This is a genomic window from Levilactobacillus koreensis JCM 16448 (assembly GCF_001435525.1).
In the GTDB taxonomy this organism is placed as follows: Bacteria; Bacillota; Bacilli; order Lactobacillales; family Lactobacillaceae; genus Levilactobacillus; species Levilactobacillus koreensis.
In genome coordinates this window covers 1-22,221 of sequence record NZ_AZDP01000022.1, presented here as the reverse complement: position 1 = coordinate 22,221, position 22,221 = coordinate 1, and the positions used below count along the sequence as shown (strand labels likewise).

20 protein-coding genes are annotated in these 22,221 nt (G+C 48.7%); 10 read left to right on the top strand and 10 right to left on the bottom strand.

Annotated elements, in window-relative coordinates:
* Positions 1 to 376: 376 nt before the first annotated feature.
* From FC99_RS01340 to FC99_RS01325, 4 genes are all read right to left on the bottom strand, one after another.
* Entirely contained in the window at positions 377 to 946 is a 570-nt protein-coding gene (locus tag FC99_RS01340; RefSeq protein WP_053083547.1) for a hypothetical protein, read from the bottom strand.
* Between the two features lie 303 nt (positions 947 to 1,249).
* Positions 1,250 to 2,854, bottom strand: a complete 1,605-nt coding sequence (gene rny / locus FC99_RS01335) for a ribonuclease Y (RefSeq protein WP_048734077.1) — start codon at positions 2,852 to 2,854, stop codon at positions 1,250 to 1,252.
* A 182-nt stretch (positions 2,855 to 3,036) separates the two neighbouring features.
* The gene (locus FC99_RS01330; protein WP_420324061.1) at positions 3,037 to 3,720 is read right to left on the bottom strand and encodes a YoaK family protein; all 684 of its coding nucleotides are present in this window, start codon (positions 3,718 to 3,720) and stop codon (positions 3,037 to 3,039) included.
* Positions 3,721 to 4,272: 552 nt separating this feature from the next.
* Positions 4,273 to 5,217 (bottom strand): alpha/beta hydrolase, encoded by a 945-nt coding sequence (locus FC99_RS01325; RefSeq protein ID WP_082153220.1) that lies wholly within the window; start codon positions 5,215 to 5,217, stop codon positions 4,273 to 4,275.
* Between the two features lie 190 nt (positions 5,218 to 5,407).
* On the opposite strand from FC99_RS01325, the gene FC99_RS01320 reads away from it, so the two are divergent.
* The 3 genes from FC99_RS01320 (at position 5,408) to FC99_RS01310 (ending at position 9,065) form a co-directional block, all read left to right on the top strand.
* Complete coding sequence (locus tag FC99_RS01320) at positions 5,408 to 7,219, top strand: M3 family oligoendopeptidase (RefSeq protein ID WP_048734072.1); 1,812 nt, start codon at positions 5,408 to 5,410, stop codon at positions 7,217 to 7,219.
* 501 nt (positions 7,220 to 7,720) lie between these two features.
* On the top strand, positions 7,721 to 8,143 hold the full coding sequence (locus FC99_RS01315; RefSeq protein WP_048734070.1) for a helix-turn-helix domain-containing protein: 423 nt from the start codon (positions 7,721 to 7,723) through the stop codon (positions 8,141 to 8,143).
* 70 nt (positions 8,144 to 8,213) lie between these two features.
* Positions 8,214 to 9,065 carry a hypothetical protein gene (locus FC99_RS01310; RefSeq protein WP_048734068.1) on the top strand — a complete coding sequence of 284 codons (852 nt, stop codon included), beginning with the start codon at positions 8,214 to 8,216 and terminating at the stop codon, positions 9,063 to 9,065.
* Positions 9,066 to 9,320: 255 nt separating this feature from the next.
* On the opposite strand, the gene FC99_RS13730 is transcribed toward FC99_RS01310, so the two are convergent.
* From FC99_RS13730 to FC99_RS01285, 6 genes are all read right to left on the bottom strand, one after another.
* Positions 9,321 to 9,467 (bottom strand): hypothetical protein, encoded by a 147-nt coding sequence (locus tag FC99_RS13730; RefSeq protein ID WP_156166922.1) that lies wholly within the window; start codon positions 9,465 to 9,467, stop codon positions 9,321 to 9,323.
* A 15-nt stretch (positions 9,468 to 9,482) separates the two neighbouring features.
* Positions 9,483 to 10,550, bottom strand: a complete 1,068-nt coding sequence (locus FC99_RS01305; protein WP_048734067.1) for a YdcF family protein — start codon at positions 10,548 to 10,550, stop codon at positions 9,483 to 9,485.
* Between the two features lie 358 nt (positions 10,551 to 10,908).
* Complete coding sequence (locus FC99_RS01300) at positions 10,909 to 11,391, bottom strand: hypothetical protein (protein WP_048734065.1); 483 nt, start codon at positions 11,389 to 11,391, stop codon at positions 10,909 to 10,911.
* Between the two features lie 17 nt (positions 11,392 to 11,408).
* On the bottom strand, positions 11,409 to 11,825 hold the full coding sequence (locus tag FC99_RS01295; protein WP_048734063.1) for a hypothetical protein: 417 nt from the start codon (positions 11,823 to 11,825) through the stop codon (positions 11,409 to 11,411).
* A gap of 132 nt (positions 11,826 to 11,957) precedes the next feature.
* Positions 11,958 to 12,971 carry a lipoate--protein ligase gene (locus FC99_RS01290; protein ID WP_048734061.1) on the bottom strand — a complete coding sequence of 338 codons (1,014 nt, stop codon included), beginning with the start codon at positions 12,969 to 12,971 and terminating at the stop codon, positions 11,958 to 11,960.
* 363 nt (positions 12,972 to 13,334) lie between these two features.
* A complete protein-coding gene (locus FC99_RS01285; RefSeq protein WP_048734058.1) occupies positions 13,335 to 13,802 on the bottom strand; it encodes an Rrf2 family transcriptional regulator in 468 nt (155 codons plus the stop codon).
* A gap of 433 nt (positions 13,803 to 14,235) precedes the next feature.
* On the opposite strand from FC99_RS01285, the gene FC99_RS01280 reads away from it, so the two are divergent.
* The 7 genes from FC99_RS01280 to FC99_RS01250 all read left to right on the top strand — a co-directional run bounded on the left by FC99_RS01280 (position 14,236) and on the right by FC99_RS01250 (position 22,037).
* Positions 14,236 to 15,252: an ABC transporter ATP-binding protein gene (locus FC99_RS01280; protein WP_191979302.1), complete on the top strand. Its 1,017-nt coding sequence runs from the start codon at positions 14,236 to 14,238 to the stop codon at positions 15,250 to 15,252.
* Positions 15,249 to 16,223, top strand: coding sequence for an ABC transporter ATP-binding protein (locus FC99_RS01275; protein ID WP_048734056.1), 975 nt, complete (start codon positions 15,249 to 15,251; stop codon positions 16,221 to 16,223). Before FC99_RS01280 ends, FC99_RS01275 begins: the two co-directional genes overlap by 4 nt.
* Positions 16,223 to 17,182: an ABC transporter permease gene (locus FC99_RS01270; protein ID WP_048734055.1), complete on the top strand. Its 960-nt coding sequence runs from the start codon at positions 16,223 to 16,225 to the stop codon at positions 17,180 to 17,182. The genes FC99_RS01275 and FC99_RS01270 overlap by 1 nt, the downstream gene beginning before the upstream one ends.
* 15 nt (positions 17,183 to 17,197) lie before the next feature.
* A complete protein-coding gene (locus FC99_RS01265; protein WP_048734052.1) occupies positions 17,198 to 18,148 on the top strand; it encodes an ABC transporter permease in 951 nt (316 codons plus the stop codon).
* Positions 18,149 to 18,290: 142 nt separating this feature from the next.
* Positions 18,291 to 20,096, top strand: a complete 1,806-nt coding sequence (locus FC99_RS01260) for an oligopeptide ABC transporter substrate-binding protein (RefSeq protein WP_048734049.1) — start codon at positions 18,291 to 18,293, stop codon at positions 20,094 to 20,096.
* Positions 20,097 to 20,623: 527 nt separating this feature from the next.
* Positions 20,624 to 21,082, top strand: coding sequence for a universal stress protein (locus FC99_RS01255; protein ID WP_048734047.1), 459 nt, complete (start codon positions 20,624 to 20,626; stop codon positions 21,080 to 21,082).
* A 73-nt stretch (positions 21,083 to 21,155) separates the two neighbouring features.
* Entirely contained in the window at positions 21,156 to 22,037 is an 882-nt protein-coding gene (locus FC99_RS01250) for an RluA family pseudouridine synthase (RefSeq protein ID WP_048734044.1), read from the top strand.
* Positions 22,038 to 22,221 lie beyond the last annotated feature (184 nt).

The following is a 22,221-nucleotide window of genomic DNA, read 5'->3' as shown; positions in this document are numbered from 1 at the left end:
TAAGTTTTGGCGTTACTTTTCAGTAATATGCACTATGTTCATTAAACCACGGGTGTAGGTGATCAAATAAGATTAACTATCACAGTTAAAATGTACCCACCCGCAACAGTAACAACGCAGGTAAACAGCAAGCATATTATCCACAGTAACCACTTCGAATCAATACTTTTGTTAAATTTACAAATCTTATTCAAGAGGTATATGGTTAGAATACCAATGCCAAACAGTATCGTTAGCGTTAGCAGCATTCGATACCCACTACAACCACCTGCACTAGTTCCCCAATCAACCATAGGATTAATAACAAATACAGCGGTGAATGCTAATGTCACTCCTAAAACAGCAGATAAAAACATCTGTTTTCCAATTACTTTTCTCATAATAAAATCGTTGTGATTGCTCTAGCTGCTATACCGGCTATCGATTTGGGCATACCTTGCTTTTGAAACTGTTTTGCCATGGCATTATCAATATTGCCTTCAAAGTCTGACACAATATTCAAAGTCTTCATCACCGACTCATAACTTAAATATTTTTTCAAAAAGCCTTTGATAAGCGGTACCGATGAAATAGCTTTATTCCAAGCTTTTCTCCCCATCTTTTTTAAAGCCGCAATTGCTGCTTTTGCGGCCACCTTAGCAGCTTTGCTTTTAATACCACGGGTACTAATCTCATGATTATCATGAAGTTCTTCAAGATTAATTCCTTCTTGCTGCAAGGCTGTTGCGATTTGATAGGCTAATTCATTAGGATCTAGATTTTCGAATGTCTCCAAATCCTCACTAGAAATACTATTATCTTGTGCCTTTTGAACCGTATCAGCGCTTGCATTTACACTACTAGCTGAAGTGGCAATCGTGCCTCCAATCATTAAAGTACTAACCAATAAGATACCACTTCTAAACCAAATTGTAGACTTTTTTTCTTTCCATGTTGAACTTATCATAACTTATTCATTCCCCTTTGATATAAACTAAAAAATCTAGTTTTTTAAGTGCGCTATCGATAGCACTATCAATATATCTTAGGAGCACTCCTATAAAAAAGAACGCAACCGTTTACATCATCGCCATGTAAACTACCGCGTTCCTCTTAACTTTTAGTTTCACATGAAAAAAAGGGGTACGGAACAATGAGCTAATTACCAGCGCCCGTCATCGTAAAATTAAGGGACAAAAAAGGCCCAATTCTAAAGTGAATTGAACCTCTCAAATCTCCACATCAACACCCGTTGACGAAGAGCCTATAGCTACTCGTTAGCGGCTTTTTTCTTACGCTTCTTTTTCTTCTTTTTTTCATCGCCAATGTACTCAACGGCGGCGAGTTGGCGAATCGTGGTGACCTTGATTTTCCCAGGATACGTCAGCTTGTCTTCGATCTGCTTGGCAACTTCCTTGGTCAGGTTAGCTGCCGCCTGGTCGTCGAGTTCTTGTGGCTTGACGACGATCCGCAGTTCACGACCCGCTTGAATGGCATAGCTCTCAGCGACACCAGTTTGTTCGTTAGCAATCTGTTCCAACGCCCGCAATCGGTTGATGTAATCTTCAACGGACTCGCTCCGGGCACCTGGACGGGCACCGGAGACGGCATCGGCCGCAGCAACTAGGTCGGATAACGGTGACGTCTTTTCCACGTCACCATGGTGGGCCGCAATCGCATTGATGACGACCTCGTCTTCGCCGTACTTCTGCGCAAATTCCGTCCCGATTTCCACGTGGGTGCCTTCGACTTCGTGGTCAATGGCTTTCCCAATATCATGGAGCAAGCCGGCCCGCCGTGCTAAGCGGGTGTTGTACCCCAGTCTAGCGGCCATGGCTCCAGTCAACTGGGCCACTTCGATCGAGTGCAGGAGTACGTTTTGGCCATAACTGGTCCGGTACTTGAGGCGCCCAATCAGCTTCATCAGGTCGGGGTGCATCCAGCCGACGTGTAGCAGGCTAACGGTCTGTTCCCCGGTTTCCCACAAGCTATGGTTGACATCGCGCTGGGCATTTTCCACCTGCGTTTCGATTTGGTTGGCGGAAATGCGACGACTGGCAATTAAATTGGTCAATGCGACCCGGGCCACTTCCCGGCGAATCGGATCATGCGTGCTGATAAATAATGTCGAGTTGTCGTCCGGCACAAAGATCAAGTCCGTCCCGGTCAACGTTTCCAGCAAACGGATGTGTTGACCATCGCGACCAATGATCTTACTGCGGATCTCACCGTTGGGCACGACCACCGTATGTTCCATGTGTTCCTTTGGCAGGTCCTGTGGCCCACTTTCAGTTGCCGATAAAACGACATCCTTGGCCCAGCGTTCGGCGCTGGCAACGGCGTTATCGTTCAACGCTTTGATTTCCACGTCGCGGTCACGCTTGAGTTCCAGTTCGGTATGTTGTAACACCGTGTCTTGAGCACCCTTAACGTCCAATTCTGCGCGATCCGCCAACGTCTTTTCGCGGTCTTCCCGTAACGTGGTGGCTTGATCGTGTAGTAAATGGATGGCCTGACGCTGGTCGCGGTTGGCCTGACTGCGTTCATCCAACATCGCGGTCTGGTCGTCCAACCGAACGGCCATCTGCCCCAGCAACTGTTCGCGCTGTTGCCGGCGTTGTTCCCGTACGGCAATGTCGCTCTGTTGCTCGGTCAATTCGTCTTTTACTGATTGCTGGTAAGCCAGCGTGTCGTGGCGACTATCCGCCTGCAACTTGCTGACCTGTTTCTTAGCCTTCTCGGTTGCCTGAGCAATGATGTCTCGCGCCTGGGCCTGAACCGCCATGAGTTCTTGACGGTGCTTGTGTTGCCGCACCAGATAGCCGAGCACTAGCCCAATCACCAAAAGACCGATAATTAGTCCTGTGATTAACAATTTGCTAAGCTCCTTAATTTCACTCCCACGGTCATCGTGGGTTCCGTTAATAGATAATTTCGAGGGAAAAGTAACGCGAAATGGCGCTACCGCTGACTTTACGCCGACTGTTTCAAAATGGCGGTCTAGTCTTCACCCGATTCTAGTTAATTATACGCTATTTACGGCCACAACCCAACCAATCATCCGCGTGGTTTTTCCATCGCAACCGGTAAAAATAGCCAGCAGAGGAGAATTAATTTTAAGCCCGTAGCGATCCACAGGACCCCGAGCGCCGTTAAAATGGCCAACCGCGCACCTAAAGCACAGCCCAAGATGAAAGTGATTAAGACGAGCGCTAATTTTCCTTGCCGCACGCGTGCTTCCCGGTCGCCATCGATCCAGGCACGGTAGGTATCGGTCGCCAGATTCTTGGTGTTGCCACTCATGATGCCGTTGTTGATGCCGATCCCGCCGACCTGACGAAAAATCGTCAGCTCGTACCCGGCCACGACGCCGAGGAAAAAGACCAGCCAGATGGTTGGTAAATTCGTCTGCAAGCTTGCCAAGATGGCGTAGGCCAGAATGTCCAGTAGCAGTAGCCAGCGCATTTGTCGGCGGTGATTGTCTTGGCTAATGTGTTCGCTCAGTCCCTGCGCGCCAAAACAGCCCAGAAAATAACCGATCCAGACGGGCACGTTGACCCACGCGTCACTCCAGCCGTGTTCGACCAGTTTGACCACGAAGACGACTAGGTTCCCGGTCTGGGCGCTTACGAAGACTGCGCCGTGATTCAGGAACGTATCGGCGTCGATCATCCCCATGACCAGGGTCGCCCCCAGCGTCAGAATCGTTTCGGTCATAGGTCGAAATTGTCGTTCAGTCACTGGTCCCATCTCTCCTTTTGGCTACCACCCTTATCGTAAAAGCTAACCGTCAAGTATCGCCTCCGGCTGCCAGGGATTCCGCATTCGTCTTCGGCCAGCGGGCACGCCACCCTGTGGGGCAGACCTGAAGCCTTGAAAATCACAAGTCTTCAGGGCGACTTGGAGCCTCCAAGAATGAGTCTCCAAGCTCGGCCCGTGTTCTAAGGCTGGGAAATTCGCCCAGTCTAAGAACACCGACACAGGGTTCTGTGCCCGCTGGCCTTCGACTAAGATAGCCGAAAAATTAGACTGCATACTTCAATTATAAGTTATCAACGACAGTTATCCATTTGTCATATCTCAGGAGAACTTTAACGACTAACAATTGCCGGTATTAACAGCTATCCACCAAGCTTAACAACCGCAAGCTCCCACAATCTAAGCCGAGAGGTCGGCAGATATGGGCTCAGGCGCGGCGTTCCAGCCCATATCTGCCGGTCGGTAAGGCGCCAGAAACGCTAGAGTTGCCCAGCAGGCGGAATCCCTGTCAGCCGTAGTGCGCAATCCATACCCCTACTTAATGTATTTCGCCAAGTAAGCTTTGACCGTTTTTTCGTAAAGCTTGGGGTTGTGCGACAGCGCTGCGGCGTGTTTGGCGCCGGGAACCACGAGTAGCTCCTTAGGCCCGGCATCCGCGCGGTAGACATCGTACACCATCTTGGTTGGGACGAATTTGTCCGCGCCGCCGTGGATGAACAGCATTGGCTTGTGGTTCTTCTTGACCGCAGCCGTGGCGTTGGCGTCCTTGAAGTAGAAGCCAGCCTTCAACTTAGTCGTTAGGCTCGTCAGTGGCACCAACGGCCAGTAAGGCAGGTTGTACATTTGCTTGGCCTGATAAGCGATTTCGGCGTCGGCGTTGGTGTAACCGCAATCCTCAATGTAGGCCTTCAGCTGACTCGGCGTCTTCAAGCCGCTGGTCATCATGGTCGTGGCACCCCCCATGGACACGCCGAATAAGACGACTTGGGAATTCTGTCCCTGTTTGGCGATCACCTGGTCGACCCATTTCAAATAATCCTTGCTCTCATAGTAGCCGTAGCTGATGACCTTGCCTTGGCTCTGGCCCTGACCACGGGTATCCGGGATCAGGGTGTTGTAGCCGAGGTCGTGGAACATGGCGACGTACCCGCCCATGGCTTCCTTGTTGGAACCGAAGCCGTGGACCAGCACGACCGTCTTCTTACTGCTTTGAGCTGCGGAAATGTAGTCCGCGACTAATTTCAAATTGGCGCCGGCCGCCTTTTCCGTCCAGTGTTCCTTGGCAACGTCACGGTACCATTTTTTCTGCGCGTACTTCGGGTCGGACTTTTTCAGTCGGGTATCCGTGGCAACGAAGCTCTTCTTGCCGCTCGCCACCGTCATGTTGTAGAAATACAGGCTCGCACCCACGAGACCCCCCGCTACCAAAAGAATGATGACACCGAGGCTGATCAGCCACCATTTCAAACGCTTTTTCATCTTACTTTTCCCCCTAATCATCTCGTAAATTTCTCTTATTGGTAAGTATACGGAGTTCTTTAGACCAGCGCAATCGTTACGAAGTTTGCTATAATGTATCCAATTACGGTGGCGCGGCTTGCAAGCCAAGTCAGCTCTGGATTAACCGCAATCCTGTCCAGAAAAAATAGTTACCTAGGAGGCAATTTCTGTGAAATATTCTTTAAATTGGGACCTCGATTCTTTATTTGCGGGGGGCATTACCTCATCGCAGCTCAAAACGAAACTCACTCAGATCAAGAGTGCCATCGCCACGCTTGGTGACCTCCTGGACCGCTGGGACGCCGCCAGTGACGCACCAGAATACCAACAATTCGTGAAACTCATCGACCAATTACAGGCTATTGAGGCCGGATTAGGCCAGGCGGGCATCTTCATCATGGCCGTGGGCGATGCTGACATCAAGAACCCCGACGTGGCGCCCAAGGAAGCCCAATTGCTCGACTTGGAAACGCAGGCCGAAAACGTCAGTGGCAAACTGAAAAAGGTGTTGGTTCAGGTGCCAGACGCCAACTTTACGGCAATGCTGGCCCGGCCAGAACTCCAGCCGATTGCATTTAATTTAAAAGAAATGCGCGACGCCGGCAAGGAATTGCTCGACGACAAGACGGAAGCCCTGATCAACCGGCTCAACATGGATGGCAAGGCTGCCTGGAGCTCCCACTACGATTCGTTGGTCGCTACCGTCAGTGTGCCATTCAAGGACACCGACGGTAAGCCGGTCACCCTCTCCGCGGGGCAAGCCGACAACAACCTCCTGGGAAACGCCGATCCCCAGTACCGTGCCGACCTCTTGCCAGCGTGGGAACAAGCGTGGACGGACAAGGAACAACTCTTCGCCGACACGCTGAACCATTTGGCCGGCTTCCGGTTGACCGAGTATGCCGCTCATGGGACGACTGATTTTCTGCGCGAACCTTTAAAGGACAACCGGTTAAGCGCAAAAACCTTAGCGACGATTTGGCAAGTGGTCGATGACAACAAGCAATTTTTGCTCGACTACCTGGACCGCAAGGCGGCGCTGTTGGGCAAGAAGCACGCAGGCTGGCAAGACGTGGAAGCCCCACTGAACCTGCCAGGGAGTCACCTCCACCACTTTACGTTCGACGAAGCCGCGGAATTTATCATTCAACACTACGGCGAATTCTCCCCCAAGATGGCAGCGCTGGCCAAGCACGCCTTCGAACACCGCTGGATCGAAGCCGAAGACCGCGCGGGCAAGGCCCCCGGCGGCTGGATGGAAAGTGCGCCAGAAACCAACGAATCGCGAATCTTCATGACCTTTACGGGTTCACCGAACGACGTGTCAACGCTGGCTCACGAACTGGGCCACGCCTTTCACTCCAGCGTGATGGGCGACCTGCCCCTGTTGCGGCAAGGCTACGCCATGAACGTGGCGGAAACGGCCTCGACATTTGGCGAACTCATCGTGGCCGACGCCAACGTGAAGGCGGCGAAGAACGATGCCGAAAAGATCATCTTGTTAAACGCTAAAATGGATAACCCCCTGGCGATGTTCCTGAATATTCGGGCGCGGTTCCTGTTTGAAACCCGCTTCTACCAATTGCGCCAGCAAAAGTTGGTCACGCCAGCCGAACTCAATGAGTTGATGCTCAACGCGCAAAAGGAAGCGTTTGGTCACGACTTGTCGACCTACTCGCCACACCTGTGGGCTAGCAAGCTCCATTTCTACATTGACGAACCGGCTTTCTACAACTTCCCATACGTCTTCGGCTACCTGTTCAGCCTAGGCATCTACGCCAAGGCCCAACAGGAAGGCAACTTCGAGGACGCCTACATCGCCCTGCTGCGGGACACGGCCAACATGTCGACCGAAGAATTGGCCAAAAAACACCTGGGCGTTGACCTGACCCAACCAGACTTCTGGCTAGCCGGCGTCAAACTCATCAAGCGCGACGTGGCCGAGTTCATGCGGTTAACAGATCCGTTGGTTAAGAAATAAGGGAGTAGTGACAATCTAGTGGTTCTTTCGCCTTACCGGCCGGCAGATATGGGCTGGAACGGTGCGGACACGCCTGAGCCCATATCTGCCGGCCTCTCGGCTTACGTAGTCGCTCTATGAAAACGGATGCTTAGGTCTTTATCAACTTTCGATTATAACTGATGAGTCACACACCACTAGTTGCAATACAATGACAACAGCGTTTGTCTGTCAACGCATTTTCAACATTAACCACAACCGTAGCCGGAGGCGGCCAGGACGAAGCCAACTGTGTCGACGGTGCTTGCCGGGGTGTTTTCCCGACTTACAGCCTGGGACGACCTGAGAGATGCGCGACCTTCGCGGCTTTCAGGCGAGCTGGAAGCCTGCACCACAGACTGAAGGCGCTCCCCATAGCAGGCACAGTCCTGGCAGCAGGCGACATGCCAGTTATCTTTCATTTAAAAGTAACGTAGAGTGGTATAATGAAGATAATAATATGGGATGAAAAGGGTGATTGGTATGTTTTCTGAACGACTTCGGGCCTTGCGACGCGGCCAACACATTACACTAGAACAATTGGCAACTGGCTTAAACGAACATTCCGTGGGACCAGATGACCACCCCAACACAGCGTCACAAATCGGAAACTGGGAACGGGGCATCCGGACACCATCATTTCTTGAGGTGCGCAAGTTAGCCGAATATTTCGATGTGACCATGGACTACTTAACCGGTAAGGCAGAACGCGACGAGTATGACTTAGGCCGCCTCTTCCTCTCTGGCAAACAACTCAGTTTTAACCGCGAGCTATTGAGTGGTCGCGATCGCTACGAGATTTACCAGTTGATCGATGGCTACCTGCACGGCAAGGAAAACCGCTACACCAGCGCTGAACCAAACCAGCAGGAAGAATTGGATCTCCATTTAGATGATAACCATTAACCGCGAGTCGGCTGGTCGGCGGAAACGCTAATCGGCCGGCTTTTAATTTCACTTTGAAAGGACCTTTCCCGTGAATCCAAAAAAGCTTAAAAAACTCAAGAAAAAAATTCGCCACCTGCCCATGAGCCAGCGCAAGACGGCTTACATGGACCGAATGGCGGCCTATTATAAACAATTTAATGCCTTCCCAGCGGCTAAAATTTTAATCAGTAATGTCCTGTTAGCCGACAAAATGTTGGCGGCAGGTGATTTGCCACAACAACTTCCCCTTCTGCAGTTACCGGACGACATTCAGGACCAGATTTTCCAGAAGCTAGCGAGTCAGTACCCGACCGGCGATGCTACTGGGGACCGGTTGTGGAATGAGCTGACCGATGCCCTACCGCAGTTGGACCATGACCTGCGTTCTTTTCGGGACTACCTGGAAAACCATTATGGCATGTGGGCCTACACATCCGCGCCGTTCGTGGCTGATTTGGCAAAATTTGTGGGCGACCGTGCCGTGCTAGAAGTGATGGCGGGCAACGGCTACATTTCAAAGGGTCTCCGGGATGCGCACAAGACCGTATACGCCACGGATAGCCAGACCTGGACGGCGGAAAACGAGACTGGCCGCCACGCGTTGACAGCGATTGAACCACTCGGCGCCGTGGAAGCCTTCCAAAAATACCAAGATAAAATTGGCGTGGTCGTCATGTCATGGTCCCCGGATGGCCTCCCCGTGGATTGGGAACTGCTACAAGCGATTCGTGAGTCCCCAGCGGATGTCGACTTCGTAGTCATTGGCGAAAAGGACGGTGCCACGGATTCGGCCACTTTCTGGTCACATGCCGAGTTGGTCGAAAATGCGGCAACGCGGCAGTTGAACCGCCACTTCACCCCGTTTGATTTAGTAAAGGACCACGCTTACTTGGTCAAGTAAGATTACAATTTAGTCGGAACGGTTTACCTCAAATTCCCCTTTTGATATGCTATTAGAGGCATATCAAGAGATGGGGAGGAATCGACCATGATTCTGGGAAACATTCTGTTTTACGGCCTGAGCATCTTGCTGGTCGCGGCACTAGGCTACGCAGCGTTTGCGAGTTACCAGGCCCATCACGATGAATAGAGACAAAAATACCGACTAGCCATGAGGGCTGGTCAGTATTTTTTGAGTTAGGTTGCTAAATTAATTTCAGCCGTTATTTTTCAGCTCGCGTTTGACCTCATCCCAAGAATACTTCTTTCCCTGACGAGCCTCATCTGCTACCTGCATCATTTTTGCAGCAAACGCTTTCTCCGCCGTCACCTGACAACCAGCAATTTCCGTAATCTTTTTCAATAGGCTATCCTCCATTTATTGATACTCCGCCCAAGTCAGCACCAACGTCAACACCAGCATCAACCCAATTGCCACCGCGTGCCAGCGCTTGTTGCCCACGAAAATAGCGATGTATTCTCGCAAAATGGCGTTGGGGAGGAAAAATTTGGCCGTGTGCGCACCGATACCGTTCGCCTTCAACCCCGCTTTTCGAGCAATCATCCCCGCCCGAAAAGTGTGGTAACCATTGGTAACGAAGGTGACGCGCGGCTTAACGGCACCGCGGTCTTCGATAATCTGTTTAGAAAAAATCATGTTTTCATACGTTGTTTTCGAACGGTCCTCAGCAATTGCATCGGCCGCCGGCAAGCCACGGTCCAACGCATATTGCCGCATTGCAACACCTTCCGGAACCGTTTCGTCGCCACCCTGACCACCGGAGAAGATAATAACGGGGGCGCGGCCGGTCTTTTTCACCTGTTTACGGTAAAACCGCAGCGCCCGGTCGATTCGCTGGCCCAATAGCGGTGAGACCTCATTACCATTTAGCAATCCCGCTCCCAACACGATTAGATAATCCTGCTTGTATCGCGGATGATTAAATTGATAAATGACCAGCATCGTCAGGTAGTTGTAGAACCAGAACAGCACGTAGAAAATCACCATTGCTGGAAATAGATTCAAGACGGTCGCTACCGGCACCGGCAGATACAGCGTCGACAGCCGTGTCAAAAACGGCGCAATTAAAATCGCAATACCTAAAAACAGCGTCAACATGTTCGCCAGTGTATGGCTCTCTCGCTTCCAGACGATCCACGCATTCCACAGCAATAGGAAGGCTTGCAGGACAAACACAATACCGATCAACATCAATAAAATTACAAACAACACAATACTGATGACAATCAGCCACCTATTGTTAGTCCCCAAAATGGTCATGGCTAGCAACGTTAAAAACGAGTAGAAAAATAGCGAAAACCAAATTCCATTCCCTAAACGGCGCTTCTCAATGCCGTAATTAATGCTAAATACCACGCCAAAAAATAATGGAATCAGCCAACCCAGGTAATAGGTCGCCGGAATATTAAAAATTTCATTTTGCATAACCAACTAAACTCCTCAACTTCAGTCAGGAAACCCATTTCCTGCTCCTAATAATCCTAGAATATCACAGTTATTGGAATAAGCGAGATAGAATGATTTTCATTTTACGCAAAAAAAGACGCCCGACCAGCCTAGGCTGATTGGACGTCTTTTACCACAGCATTCGTTTAACCGAATGGACTTATCTCGGAATCCACATTCCCTCAAAGTCAGACACGTCACAATACGGTGACATATGTGCCCTGCTGACAAATTCACCTAGCCGCTTGCGCGGACAATCCTTGCAAGCAAGAATTGCGTGATTTCTCGACTCATCGCATAGGAACAATACTACCACACGCTGGTCGTTGAAACAAGGTTATTTCTTTTTAATATCGGTTTCTTCTTTATTCGTGGCTACGGCCTGAAGCTTTTCAATCTGCAGACTGAGCCAATCGTGGAGACTCGCATCAGCCACTGCCGCTTGAGCCACATAAGTCGTAGCGGGCGCTAACGCATCGATGCGCAAGCCGGAAGCGTTGATATCTGGCGTTTCAATAACCGCATAGACGTTCAACTCAGCCTCTTCATCAGTGTCCATAATTTTACCGATTGTCTTCGTATCCTGCAAAGGCAGATTGATGACGCTCAGCTCCAACCGCACGGAAGCCTCGGTATCAGTCAGCTTTAATTCGGCTTGGGCCAATTTGTCAGCACCAATCTGTTCGCGGATAAACGCGGTCAATGGCGCCATGAGCCCATCTTGGTCGGCAAAAAATTCTTTTTCCGTGGTGTCCGCCGTGAAATGTTGAATTTCATCGGCTGCGACTGCGTCAATAAACGTTTGAATTTCTCGTTTCATTCGTTACACCTCATTTTCTAGTGACCAAACCGTTTCCGGTCAGCATGATCTTGTTGCTTCTTTCGCAACCGTAATGCCAGGACCAACCAGTACGCGTTGCCCCACATCAGGGCGAGACTGAAGGCCGACATCAACATTTTAATCATGACGCTGGCCCCACTGTCGATCCACATGTTGAACAGCACACTGATTGGCGACAACGTATACAGGGCAATGACCAATCCCATGAAATAAAATGATGGCTTCCAGTTCAGTGCCGCCATAATGATCGGAATCATGTACAAGATGACCGCAATCAGCGTGGTGTGCCAAAATTCAGCCATCGTCATCTGGACGTTCGCACTGTGAATAAAGGGACGGGACATCAAAAAATTAATGGCAATAAAGCCGAACATGGACACGATGGCCCAGGCAATCACGTTACGATCTCTCATTTTAAAATAAACTCCTCAATAATTTCCTAAAATAAAAACGCGGTCACACTGACCACGTTTTAGTCAAGTTCCTCTTCTATTTTAACTTATTCCAGACCGAAAATCAGCTAATCACCGAAAACTAACGGGAAACTAATCAACTAACAGGTCCAAAACGTCTTTGGTATCGATACCGTTGAAGTACAACTGTGTGTTGACGCTGTTCAGAACTGCCCCAACATGCTCCCGGTCATAACGGACACCAGCTAATTTATCAGCCAGTTCAGTTGCGTCGGCTGGGCCAAAGAAGTCACCATAGAACTTGATGTTCTTGATCTTCCCATTTTCAACCAGCAACCGGGCGTCAATGGTCCCAGCCGTGAAGTGTTGCCGCTTCTTCACCGTGAATTCTGGTGAATTGCCGTAAACCCAGTCCCAGTTGCTATAGTAATCATTGTAAATTTTATCGATAGCCGCTTTTTCGCTATCCGCGATAGTAACTTCCTTATCCTTGATGGCATCTAAATTGTCCACATGGAACAACTCCTTCAACAAGGTGTCGCGGAATTCTGGCACGGTCAAGTTTTGATATTCAGGTGCCAAGAATGGCTTCAAATTAGTCACCCGTGAGCGAACGGACTTGATGCCTTTGGACTTCATCTTGTCTTCGGGAACGTTCAAGGCGTGTGCAATCACGTCTTGGTCCACGTCCAACATCAAAGTCCCGTGGGAGAAGGTCTTCCCACTGTGAGAGTACATTGCGTTACCAGAGAACTTCTTACCATCGACTAAAATGTCGTTCCGGCCAGAAACCTCGGTCGTCGTTGCACCCATGGCATGTAAAGCGTCCACGATTGGTTGAACAAAGGACTTGAAATCTCCGAATTCTTCACTATCGCTATCAACCACGAAGCTAAAGCAAAGGTTTCCGAGATCTTGGTAGACAGCACCACCACCCGATAACCGACGGGTGACCGTGATGTTATTTTCTTCAACGTACTTTTGGTTGATCTCTTCCAATGTGTTTTGGTTCCGACCAACGATAATGCAAGGTCCTTCGTAATAGAACAGAACTAATGGTTCGTCAAACTTTTTGTTGTTCATCAAGTACTGTTCAGTTGCTAAGTTGTGCCGAATGTCGTGTGACTTCATAGCGTACCAATACATAACCCAAAAACCCCTTTCAAATTAACCAACCCGAGGCCCTACAGAACTGTAGGTTCCTCGGTTACTTTAAATCATAGCACGCTTTGTTAGCGATTACAATTTAGCGTTTGGCTAACTTTCATTCCCCTATTTATTTCATAATAAGATAGGTTGAAAACGATTACACAAGGTAAAAAGCTTATCATCATTTGCTCGACCATTCGCCCAAAATTGGCGCAAAAAAAGGAAGCGAGGGTTTGTCTCACTTCCTTCCCCGTCTGGGTTCACCCTAGGCGGTCATTTAAGCTTAATGGTGGCCGTAACCGCCATCCCTTTATCTGCCTTAATTATAGGCCATTCACTAACAAAAAAGTAGCAATTAGCTCAGCCTTCCGGGTTAATAAGTTGCCGGAAATAACCGTGCTGATGCAGGTCATGTTTTAGGTCTGTCATCGTAAATTGGTGGTAAAACTTGCGGTAATCCTCATCAGCGAGGGTAAACAAATCCGTCAACGTCTGCGAAATATTAGCAGAGATGTCCGTATCATCGGTCGCCTTGGTCCCCTTAGAGTCACCCGTAATGAAGCGTGCGTAGCTAATGGTTGGTGGAATCGTCAGGTCATAGAGTTCGCCAACATTAATATCAGCGAGATCTTTGATGAGCTGATAGCCACCATTTTTACCAACAGACCCCTCGATATACCCCTGCTTATGGAGCACCGAGAGAATGTTGCGGATCATTACCGCATTCAGTTGAAGGGACGTTGCGAGTTCCCGACTTGCAATCTTACGTGGACGGTTTTCGTCCAAGTACAGCAAGCTATGAACCGCAACGGAAAAGTCTAATCTCATCGTCCAACCATCGCTTTCAAGAATTCTGTAGTCATTATAGGTATCATACCACACTCCGTTAGTCAGATAGTAGCGGCCGGATGAAAACCTAAGGACTTTCTCATATTGAAAGGAGTTGCATAATTTTTCAAGACTTGTATAGCTTTTGCCCCTAAATCATTAGTTAGACAACCCAGTTATCCAACTATGGACTTCCAAGTTAAATTTTTTATCATTTTTTGAAATGTCTGCGATGATTGATATAACAAAGTTTATGAGGATTTTATGAAGTTTCCATGATCGATTATGTTAAATTTGGGGTTGTAAATGAGAATTTGATTAACTATAATCAAACACAATTATTGTTTGAGTCGTTCGTGAATACTCAGAGATGTTTATTCATCGGGCTTCAAATCAAAATGAGAGATATATTAGAACATTGGGAGGGATTTCCGTGGAAACCGAATCAAACTTTCTAAACATTAAAGACGTCAGCACGGCTTTCAAAATTGACGGCCAGTTCTACGACGCCATCTCCCACATTGACCTCCAAGTCCAACACGACGAGATTCTCGCCATCGTTGGTGAATCAGGTTGTGGTAAAAGTACGTTAGCAACTACTATTATGGGTCTACATGACCCGGAAGAAACTAAAATTTCCGGTGAAATTGATTTTGAAGGCACCGACCTCCTCAAACTCGACGACGATGGGTACAACAAATTCCGGGGTGCCAAGATCGGTATGATCTTCCAAGATCCTCTGTCCGCATTGAATCCATTGAAGCGCATTGAAGATCAGATTAGCGAAGTCATGGATTACCATACGACGTTGACGAAAGCTGAAAAGCACGCCCGCGTTTTGGAATTACTCGACGAAGTTGGTATCGTGAACCCACAACGAACTGCTCACCAATTTCCCCATGAACTTTCCGGTGGGATGCGGCAACGGGTCGTCATCGCCATTGCCATTGCCTGCAAGCCCGACCTCATCATTGCCGATGAACCGACCACGGCGCTGGATGTTACCATCCAAGCACAAATTCTGGATGTCTTACGAGACATTCAAAAGGAAAACCACGCCGGTATCATCCTAATCACCCATGATCTAGGGGTCGTTGCTGAAACGGCTGACCGCGTTGCTGTTATGTACGCTGGTCAAATCGTTGAACAAGGTACTGCCGAACAGATTTTCAACACACCAGAACATCCTTACACCCGTTCCTTACTACGTTCAATGCCACAACGTGACAACGAAGGTGATGACCTCTACGTCATTAAAGGAAATGTTCCTTCCTTACAGAAGATGCCAAGTGCTGGCGACCGTTTTGCACCACGGATTCCTTGGGTACCAGCGAGTGCTCACGAAGCGGATCCCGTGATGCATGAAATTGCACCGGGCCACGAAGTTCGTTGTACCTGCTACAAAACATTTCAATTTCCAGATCAGAAGAAGGGGAGCGTGACCGTATGAGCCTAGTCGAAATCAAAGATCTAAAAGTTCACTACCCGATTCGCTCTGGCTTCTGGAACCGCGTGACCGACTCCGTCAAAGCCGTCGACGGCATTACCTTCAACATTGAAGCCGGCGAAACTTATGGTCTCGTTGGTGAATCTGGTTCTGGCAAGTCGACGACTGGTAAATCCGTCGTTGGTCTCGAAAAAGTTACCAGCGGTTCTATCCTATATAACGGAAAGGACATCACTAAGGCCGAGAACCGGCGCAAGTTGGACTACAACCGTGACGTTCAAATGATCTTCCAAGATTCCCTTTCTAGTCTTAATCCTCGGAAGCGAATCGAAGACATCATCGCTGAGCCCCTCCGGAACTTCGAACACCTGAGTAAAGATGACGAAAAATTACGTGTTCTTCAATTATTAAACATTGTTGGGTTGGACGCCGATGCACTTTACAAGTACCCACATCAGTTCTCCGGTGGCCAACGTCAACGGATTGGGGTCGCCCGGGCAGTTGCGACGAATCCCAAACTCATTATTGCTGACGAACCCGTTTCCGCATTGGACCTTTCTGTTCAAGCTCAAGTATTGAACTTTATGAAGAAGATCCAACGGGAATTTGGGATTTCTTACCTGTTTATCTCCCATGACTTAGGGGTCGTGCGGCATATGTGTAACAACATTGCCATCATGAACCGGGGTCGCTTAGTTGAAATTGGCACCCGAGAAGACATCTACAACCACCCGTTACATATCTATACCAAGCGGTTATTAGCTGCCATCCCAGAAACCAACGTTAATCAACGGGCCGCCCACCGTGCTTCTCGTCTCGCCGTTGAAAAAATTTACGAAGACCAACAGAGTAAATACTACGACGAAGATGGCATGGCTTATCCCTTAGTTCAGGTTAGTCCTACCCATTCGGTAGCCTTACCCGAAAATATTGCCAAACAACTTGCCAGCCAAGAAGGAGAGGTGCAGGCCTAATGTGGAAAACGATTTTACGACGTCTCATGATTATGGTGCCTGAAGTCATCATCCTTAGTGTCCTGGTCTTCCTCTTAGCTAAGGCCATGCCTGGGGACCCATTCACTGGGTCAATCAACCCGAAAGCTGATCCAGCTCAAATCAAACATTTAATGGAAATCAACGGGTTGAATGACCCTTGGTACCAACAATATTGGAACTGGGTCGTCCATTTGTTCCACGGAAACCTTGGTAACAGTTATCAATACCAAGAACCCGTTACTCGGTTGATTGAAGGCCGTGCCGGCAACACAATGTGGTTAGCATTCTTCACCATGGTTTTAACCTACGCCTTCGCCTTACCATTAGGGGTTTACGCTGGACGACACGAAGGTAAGCTTCCCGACACGATCATCCGTTTCTACACCTACGTGACCTTCTGTATCCCCGTATTCGTCATCTTAGTCTTGGGTATCTGGATCTTCGGTTACGTTTTAGGTTGGTTCCCAACTACTGGATCGGTTTCGTCCGATGCGCAGACTTGGGCGCAAACCGTGGGGTCACGCTTCTACCACATCTTACTACCAAGTCTCTTAGGCGCCCTGTTCGGAACCGTCAACATTGTCCAATACCTCCGTTCCGAAGTAATCGATGCTAAGCATTCCGATTACGTACGAACTGCTCGCTCTAAAGGGGTTCCTAGCAAGGATATTTATCGTCACCATATCTTCCGGAATTCCTTATTACCCATCGCAGCGTTCGCTGGGTACTCCATCACTGGGTTATTAAACGGTTCCATCTTTACCGAAACCGTCTTCTCTTACCCTGGGATGGGACTGCTATTCGTGAACTCAATCAGTTACCGGGATTACACCGTGATTACCGCGCTGGTCCTGATTTACGGTATTTTGAACTTAGTGGGGACTTTACTTTCAGACATCATTTTAAGCATCGTCGATCCACGAGTTCGGATTGAATAAAGGAGGCTAAACAGAATGGCAGAAAATTTTGAAAAACACTCAGATATTTCCGCGGCTGATTTAGCCCGTCTCAATCAAGAGGCCCAAGCGGAAGCAACACCGTCGACCGCTAAGATCATTTGGAATGAATTCAAAGCCGATAAACCGGCCATGGCTGCCCTGGTTATCATCGTTGGCTTTATCGCCTTCGTCATGATTGGTGCCCTGTTCATCAATACACCTAAGATGATGGAGACCAACATCATGGACTACTTCGACAAACCCTTCACCGCTGATTTCTGGTTGGGAGCCGATTCCGGTGGTCGCTCAGTTGCTAAACAACTGATTGTCGGTTCACGTAACTCCATTGGTATTGCCATCGGCCTGACCGTTATCTCATCCACGGTTGGGATCTGCTGGGGGTTAATTTCCGGCTACTTTGGTGGTTACATCGACTGGGGCATGCAACGGGTCTATGACTTCACGATGATGCTCCCAATGCTTATGATGATCATCGTCTTAGTCACAATCATTCCGCACTACAATGCCGTTTCACTGACACTGATTTTCTCCCTCTTCTATTGGGAAGGAACGTCACGGCTGATTCGGTCACGGACCTTAGCTGAAACGCAGAAAGACTACGTTGCCGCTTCAAAAGCATCTGGTACTAGCAATTGGAAAATTATTTTCCAGGGCATCATGCCAAACATTTCTTCACTGATTATCATTGACACGACCTTATCCTTCGCCGAAAACATCGGGGTTGAAACCGGGCTTTCCTACCTGGGATTTGGGCTACCAACACAAACGCCATCACTAGGGACCATGATTGCGAACGCCAATGACCCCGCCAACATCACGTTGTACTGGTGGACTTGGTTACCCGCAGCCCTTGAAATCATTATTCTTTGTTTATCAATTAGTTATGTCGGTCAAGTTCTTCGCCGTGCTGCGGATGCTTCGCAACGACAAGGTGCTGCTGACTAAACTGGAGAAATTATCCCATTTAAGGAGATGGTGCCCACTCAGCCACCAGCCGTATCCATGGCTTCACCGTTTCGCCGACTAATCCTGAGGAGAATTGGCCAGCACATCTATTAGAGGATTTTACGCAAGGGGGAAACATAGCATGAACAAAAAGAAACTAGTATTATCAGCGATGGCAGTTCTCGCAACTGTTAGTCTCGCTGCATGTTCAAGCAAGAGCTCGTCTAAGTCGAGTGGTACTGGTAATGGGTCTTCACTGAAGTTATCCACGTCATATAACAACACTTCAGCTACCGACAAGACTGCCGACGAAAAAAGTACATTAAAGGTTGCAGAAGCAAATGACTCACCATTCCAAGGGATTTCTGACCCTGTCTTAGCCTCCAACGCCGAAGATTCAGACGTCTTTGCACCCGGTGGTGGCGATTCCCTGTTCAACGTCGACAAGAACTACAAGATCATCGATGGTGGACTTGCTAACCAACGCATTGACAAGAAGGCCAAGACCGTTACCATCACTTTACGGTCCAACGCTAAGTGGTCTAACGGCATGGACGTTACCGCTAAGGACATTGAATACGCCTACGAAGTCGTTGCCAACAAGAACACGACTTCACAACAGTATTCTTCTGATTTCAACGCCATCAAAGGGATGGCTGCCTACCACGCTGGTAAGGCCAAGACCATTTCTGGGATCACTTATCCTGATGGTGAAAAAGGAAACAAAGTTGTCATTCATTTAAGCCAGGTTTCTCCAAGTATGAAGTTCTCTGGGAACTCCTTCATCTGGGGCACCGTTGAACCTTATGAATACATCAAGAACGTCCCAATCGCAAAGTTAGCTTCCTCTGCTCAGGTTCGGAAGGATCCTATCTTCATCGGTCCTTACAAGCTGGATAAAGTCGTTGAAGGTGAATCCACGACTTGGTCACCAAACAAGTACTACTACGGTAAAAAAGCACAAATCAAGCACATCAGCATCAACGTTGTTTCTTCTAACAACATCGTTAAGGCCATCCAGTCTAAGAAGTATGACATCACGGCCTCTGGTTTAGGAAGTACGTCCTACAAGCAATTAAAGGACGTCAAGGGCTACGCTAAGACTGGTCAACCAGCCTTAAGTTACGGCTACTTTGGCTTCAACGTGGGCCACTTTGATACCAAGACGGGGAAGAACGTCATGGATAAGAACAGCAAGATGGCCAACAAGAACTTACGTCAAGCCATGATGTACGCTTTGAACCTCGATCAAGTTTACAAGAAGTTCGGGAACGGGATTACTTGGCGTGCCAACACCTTGATCCCACCAATCTTCCAGAAGTACTGGGATTCATCTGCTGCCGGCTACAAGTTGAACATCAAGAAGGCCAACAAGTTACTCGACGAAGCTGGCTACAAGAAGCGTGACGGTAGCAAGTGGCGTTCCGATCCAAATGGCAAGAAGTTAGTTATTCACTACGGCGCTATGACTGGAAACTCAACCTCTGCTGCTGAATACCAAGACTACCTGCAACAATGGCACAAGGTCGGCTTGGACGTTCAATTCACGGGTGGTAAGACCATGGAAATGAACAGCTTCTACACCACCCTGCAAGCACCAAAGCAAAACAAAATTGATGTTTACTCCGGTGCTTGGAGCGTTTCATCTGAACCAACACCTACGCAATTGTACGGTGAAGATGCCCCTTACAACATGGGTCACTTTGTCAGTGCAAAGAACACCAAGTTGATGCAAGAAATGAACAGCAACAAGGCTTGGAACGATAAGTACCGGACCAAGGTCTTCAAGGAATGGCAGAACTACATGAACGAACAAGCTGCCGTTGCCCCTGACTACTTTGCTTACGGTTGGTCCCCAGTTAACCACCGGGTTAAGGGCTACGATATCAGTCCTGCTAACACTGAGTTCTGGAGCAATATGTCTTTGACTTCATCTAAGTTGCAGTAAGCTCACGTTCATCTAATCAATGAACCCATCGAATCTATCAGGTTCGGTGGTTTTTTGTTGTCCCCATGTTCCCCTTTCCCTGCGGTCAAGCCAAAATTCACAGCTCTGTAAGGACCAACTATACAGGAGTCTTCACCGATTACTAGCCCCCACTTGGTAACCAGTCATCTACCTATTACCTGACTTATAACTAGAACCGTTTCGCCCGGGTCTTTACCTCGTCTTAATGCTGCTGATCACCGCTAAAAAATTTAATTTTTAATCGTCCAGCGCGTTAAATAAGCAATTTGATTGCGACCCAATACAATTCCTGTGATAATAGAGTTAAGCACAAAGGTGGTTTTAGTCCACTTTGTTCACCATTTATTTAATTCGTGGGATTTTTTATTTTTCAAGAATTCCCGAAACTACGGCTTTTACATCTATTTTCAGTTCAATTCACGACAATTAAGTGCTTACACACCGTAAAATAAATGATATAGTAAAGGTAAAGTTTTAACATGACTCGTGAAGGGGTGGCATTCCATATGTTACAACAATATAAGAACATTCTGGTTCCCGTTGACGGTTCCAAGGCAACCCAGCCAGTCTTAGAAAAAGCAATTGAAGTCGCAAAGCGTAACAACACGCATTTGGATATTTTAAACGTGCTTGAAGTAAACCAATTCAGCGATACTTATGGCGGTGCCGTCAGTGGTGACGTCATCTACAAGCTTTCTCAAGACGTCCAAGACCGACTCGACGCTTTAAAGCAACAAGCCATCGATGCCGGTGTTCCTGATGTCAGCATCCACGTTCGTTTTGGGAATCCCAAGCCCGTTATCGCTCGGGAATTCCCTGCAGACCACAAGTCAGAATTAATTGTCATTGGTTCGACCGGTTTGACCGCCGTTGAACGGTTAATGGTCGGCTCCGTCACCAATTACGTCAGCCGTTCCGCTATCTGCGACGTGCTGATTGTTAAGCCTGAAGAAGCAAGCAAATAACTTTAACTTAAAAGATGGCCTTCTGCTTAGCAGGGGGTCATTTTATATTACATATTAACTTGGAGGTCAGCTCATGCATTGGACTTATACCCGAATCCTGCCACAAAACCAGCCACCGATGCCCCTCCGCCAACTTCTGACGGCGTGGCTTCTGCCTAGTCATCTCGTTCACGACCTACGCTTAAACCGCCGGGTGCTGGTCAATAACCAGTATCGGTCCATGAATCAGCTTGTGCGCGGTGGCGAGACCATTCAGCTCACGTTTATCCCGGCAGACTTCAAAGAACCCTTCCCCGACGTCGATCCGGATAGTGCTGCGACCGTCTCCGTTCTCTATGAAACGGCTGATCTACTTATCATCAATAAAACACGTGGCAGTAAGACCCATCCCAATCAACCCGGCGAACGTGGTACCACGTTGAACCATGTCGCGGCTTATCTCGGCGCCAACCAACCCGGACCTTACATTCTTAGCCGTCTCGATCAGGAGACGACTGGTGCCTTGATGATGACCAAGACACCCGCCGTTGTGCCTATCATGGTACGAAACATCGCTGAGAAACGCGTGCAGCGCACCTACCTCGCCTGGGTGACTGGCACGTTGACCGGTAGCGGTATCTTTGACGCACCCATTGGGAGGGACCCTCAGGACAAACGTAAACGCCAGGTCAACGGGGACCACGCCCAACCAGCCGTGACGCATTATACCGTTGTTAGATACCAGCCCGGCGCGACACTCGTTCAACTCTGGCTAGAGACCGGCCGCACCCATCAGCTCCGCGTCCACCTTGCCGCCGCAGGCCATCCCCTGATTGGCGATCCGCTTTATGGTGTCCCCAGTCAGAGTCGTCTGCGACTACACTGTTGGCGTTTGGCCTTTCCTCAGCCATTTACCTTAGATGAGCCAGAAACGGTCGTAACGGCTCCTGTACCGGCTGATTTTGACATGTTCTAGCCAAGTCTCTCCTATCAGCTTAGTAGCAACGTCATCTTTTCTCCTTAAGCCGAGTAACCCGGCATTATCGTCAATTTTTCTACGATTTAGACGATTGTTACTGTTAACCATTGCCTCCTGTTATACTTAACGCGTAGTGCTAGTCTTGTAACATTTATGTTTATCCCCAATCATCGCTAACTTT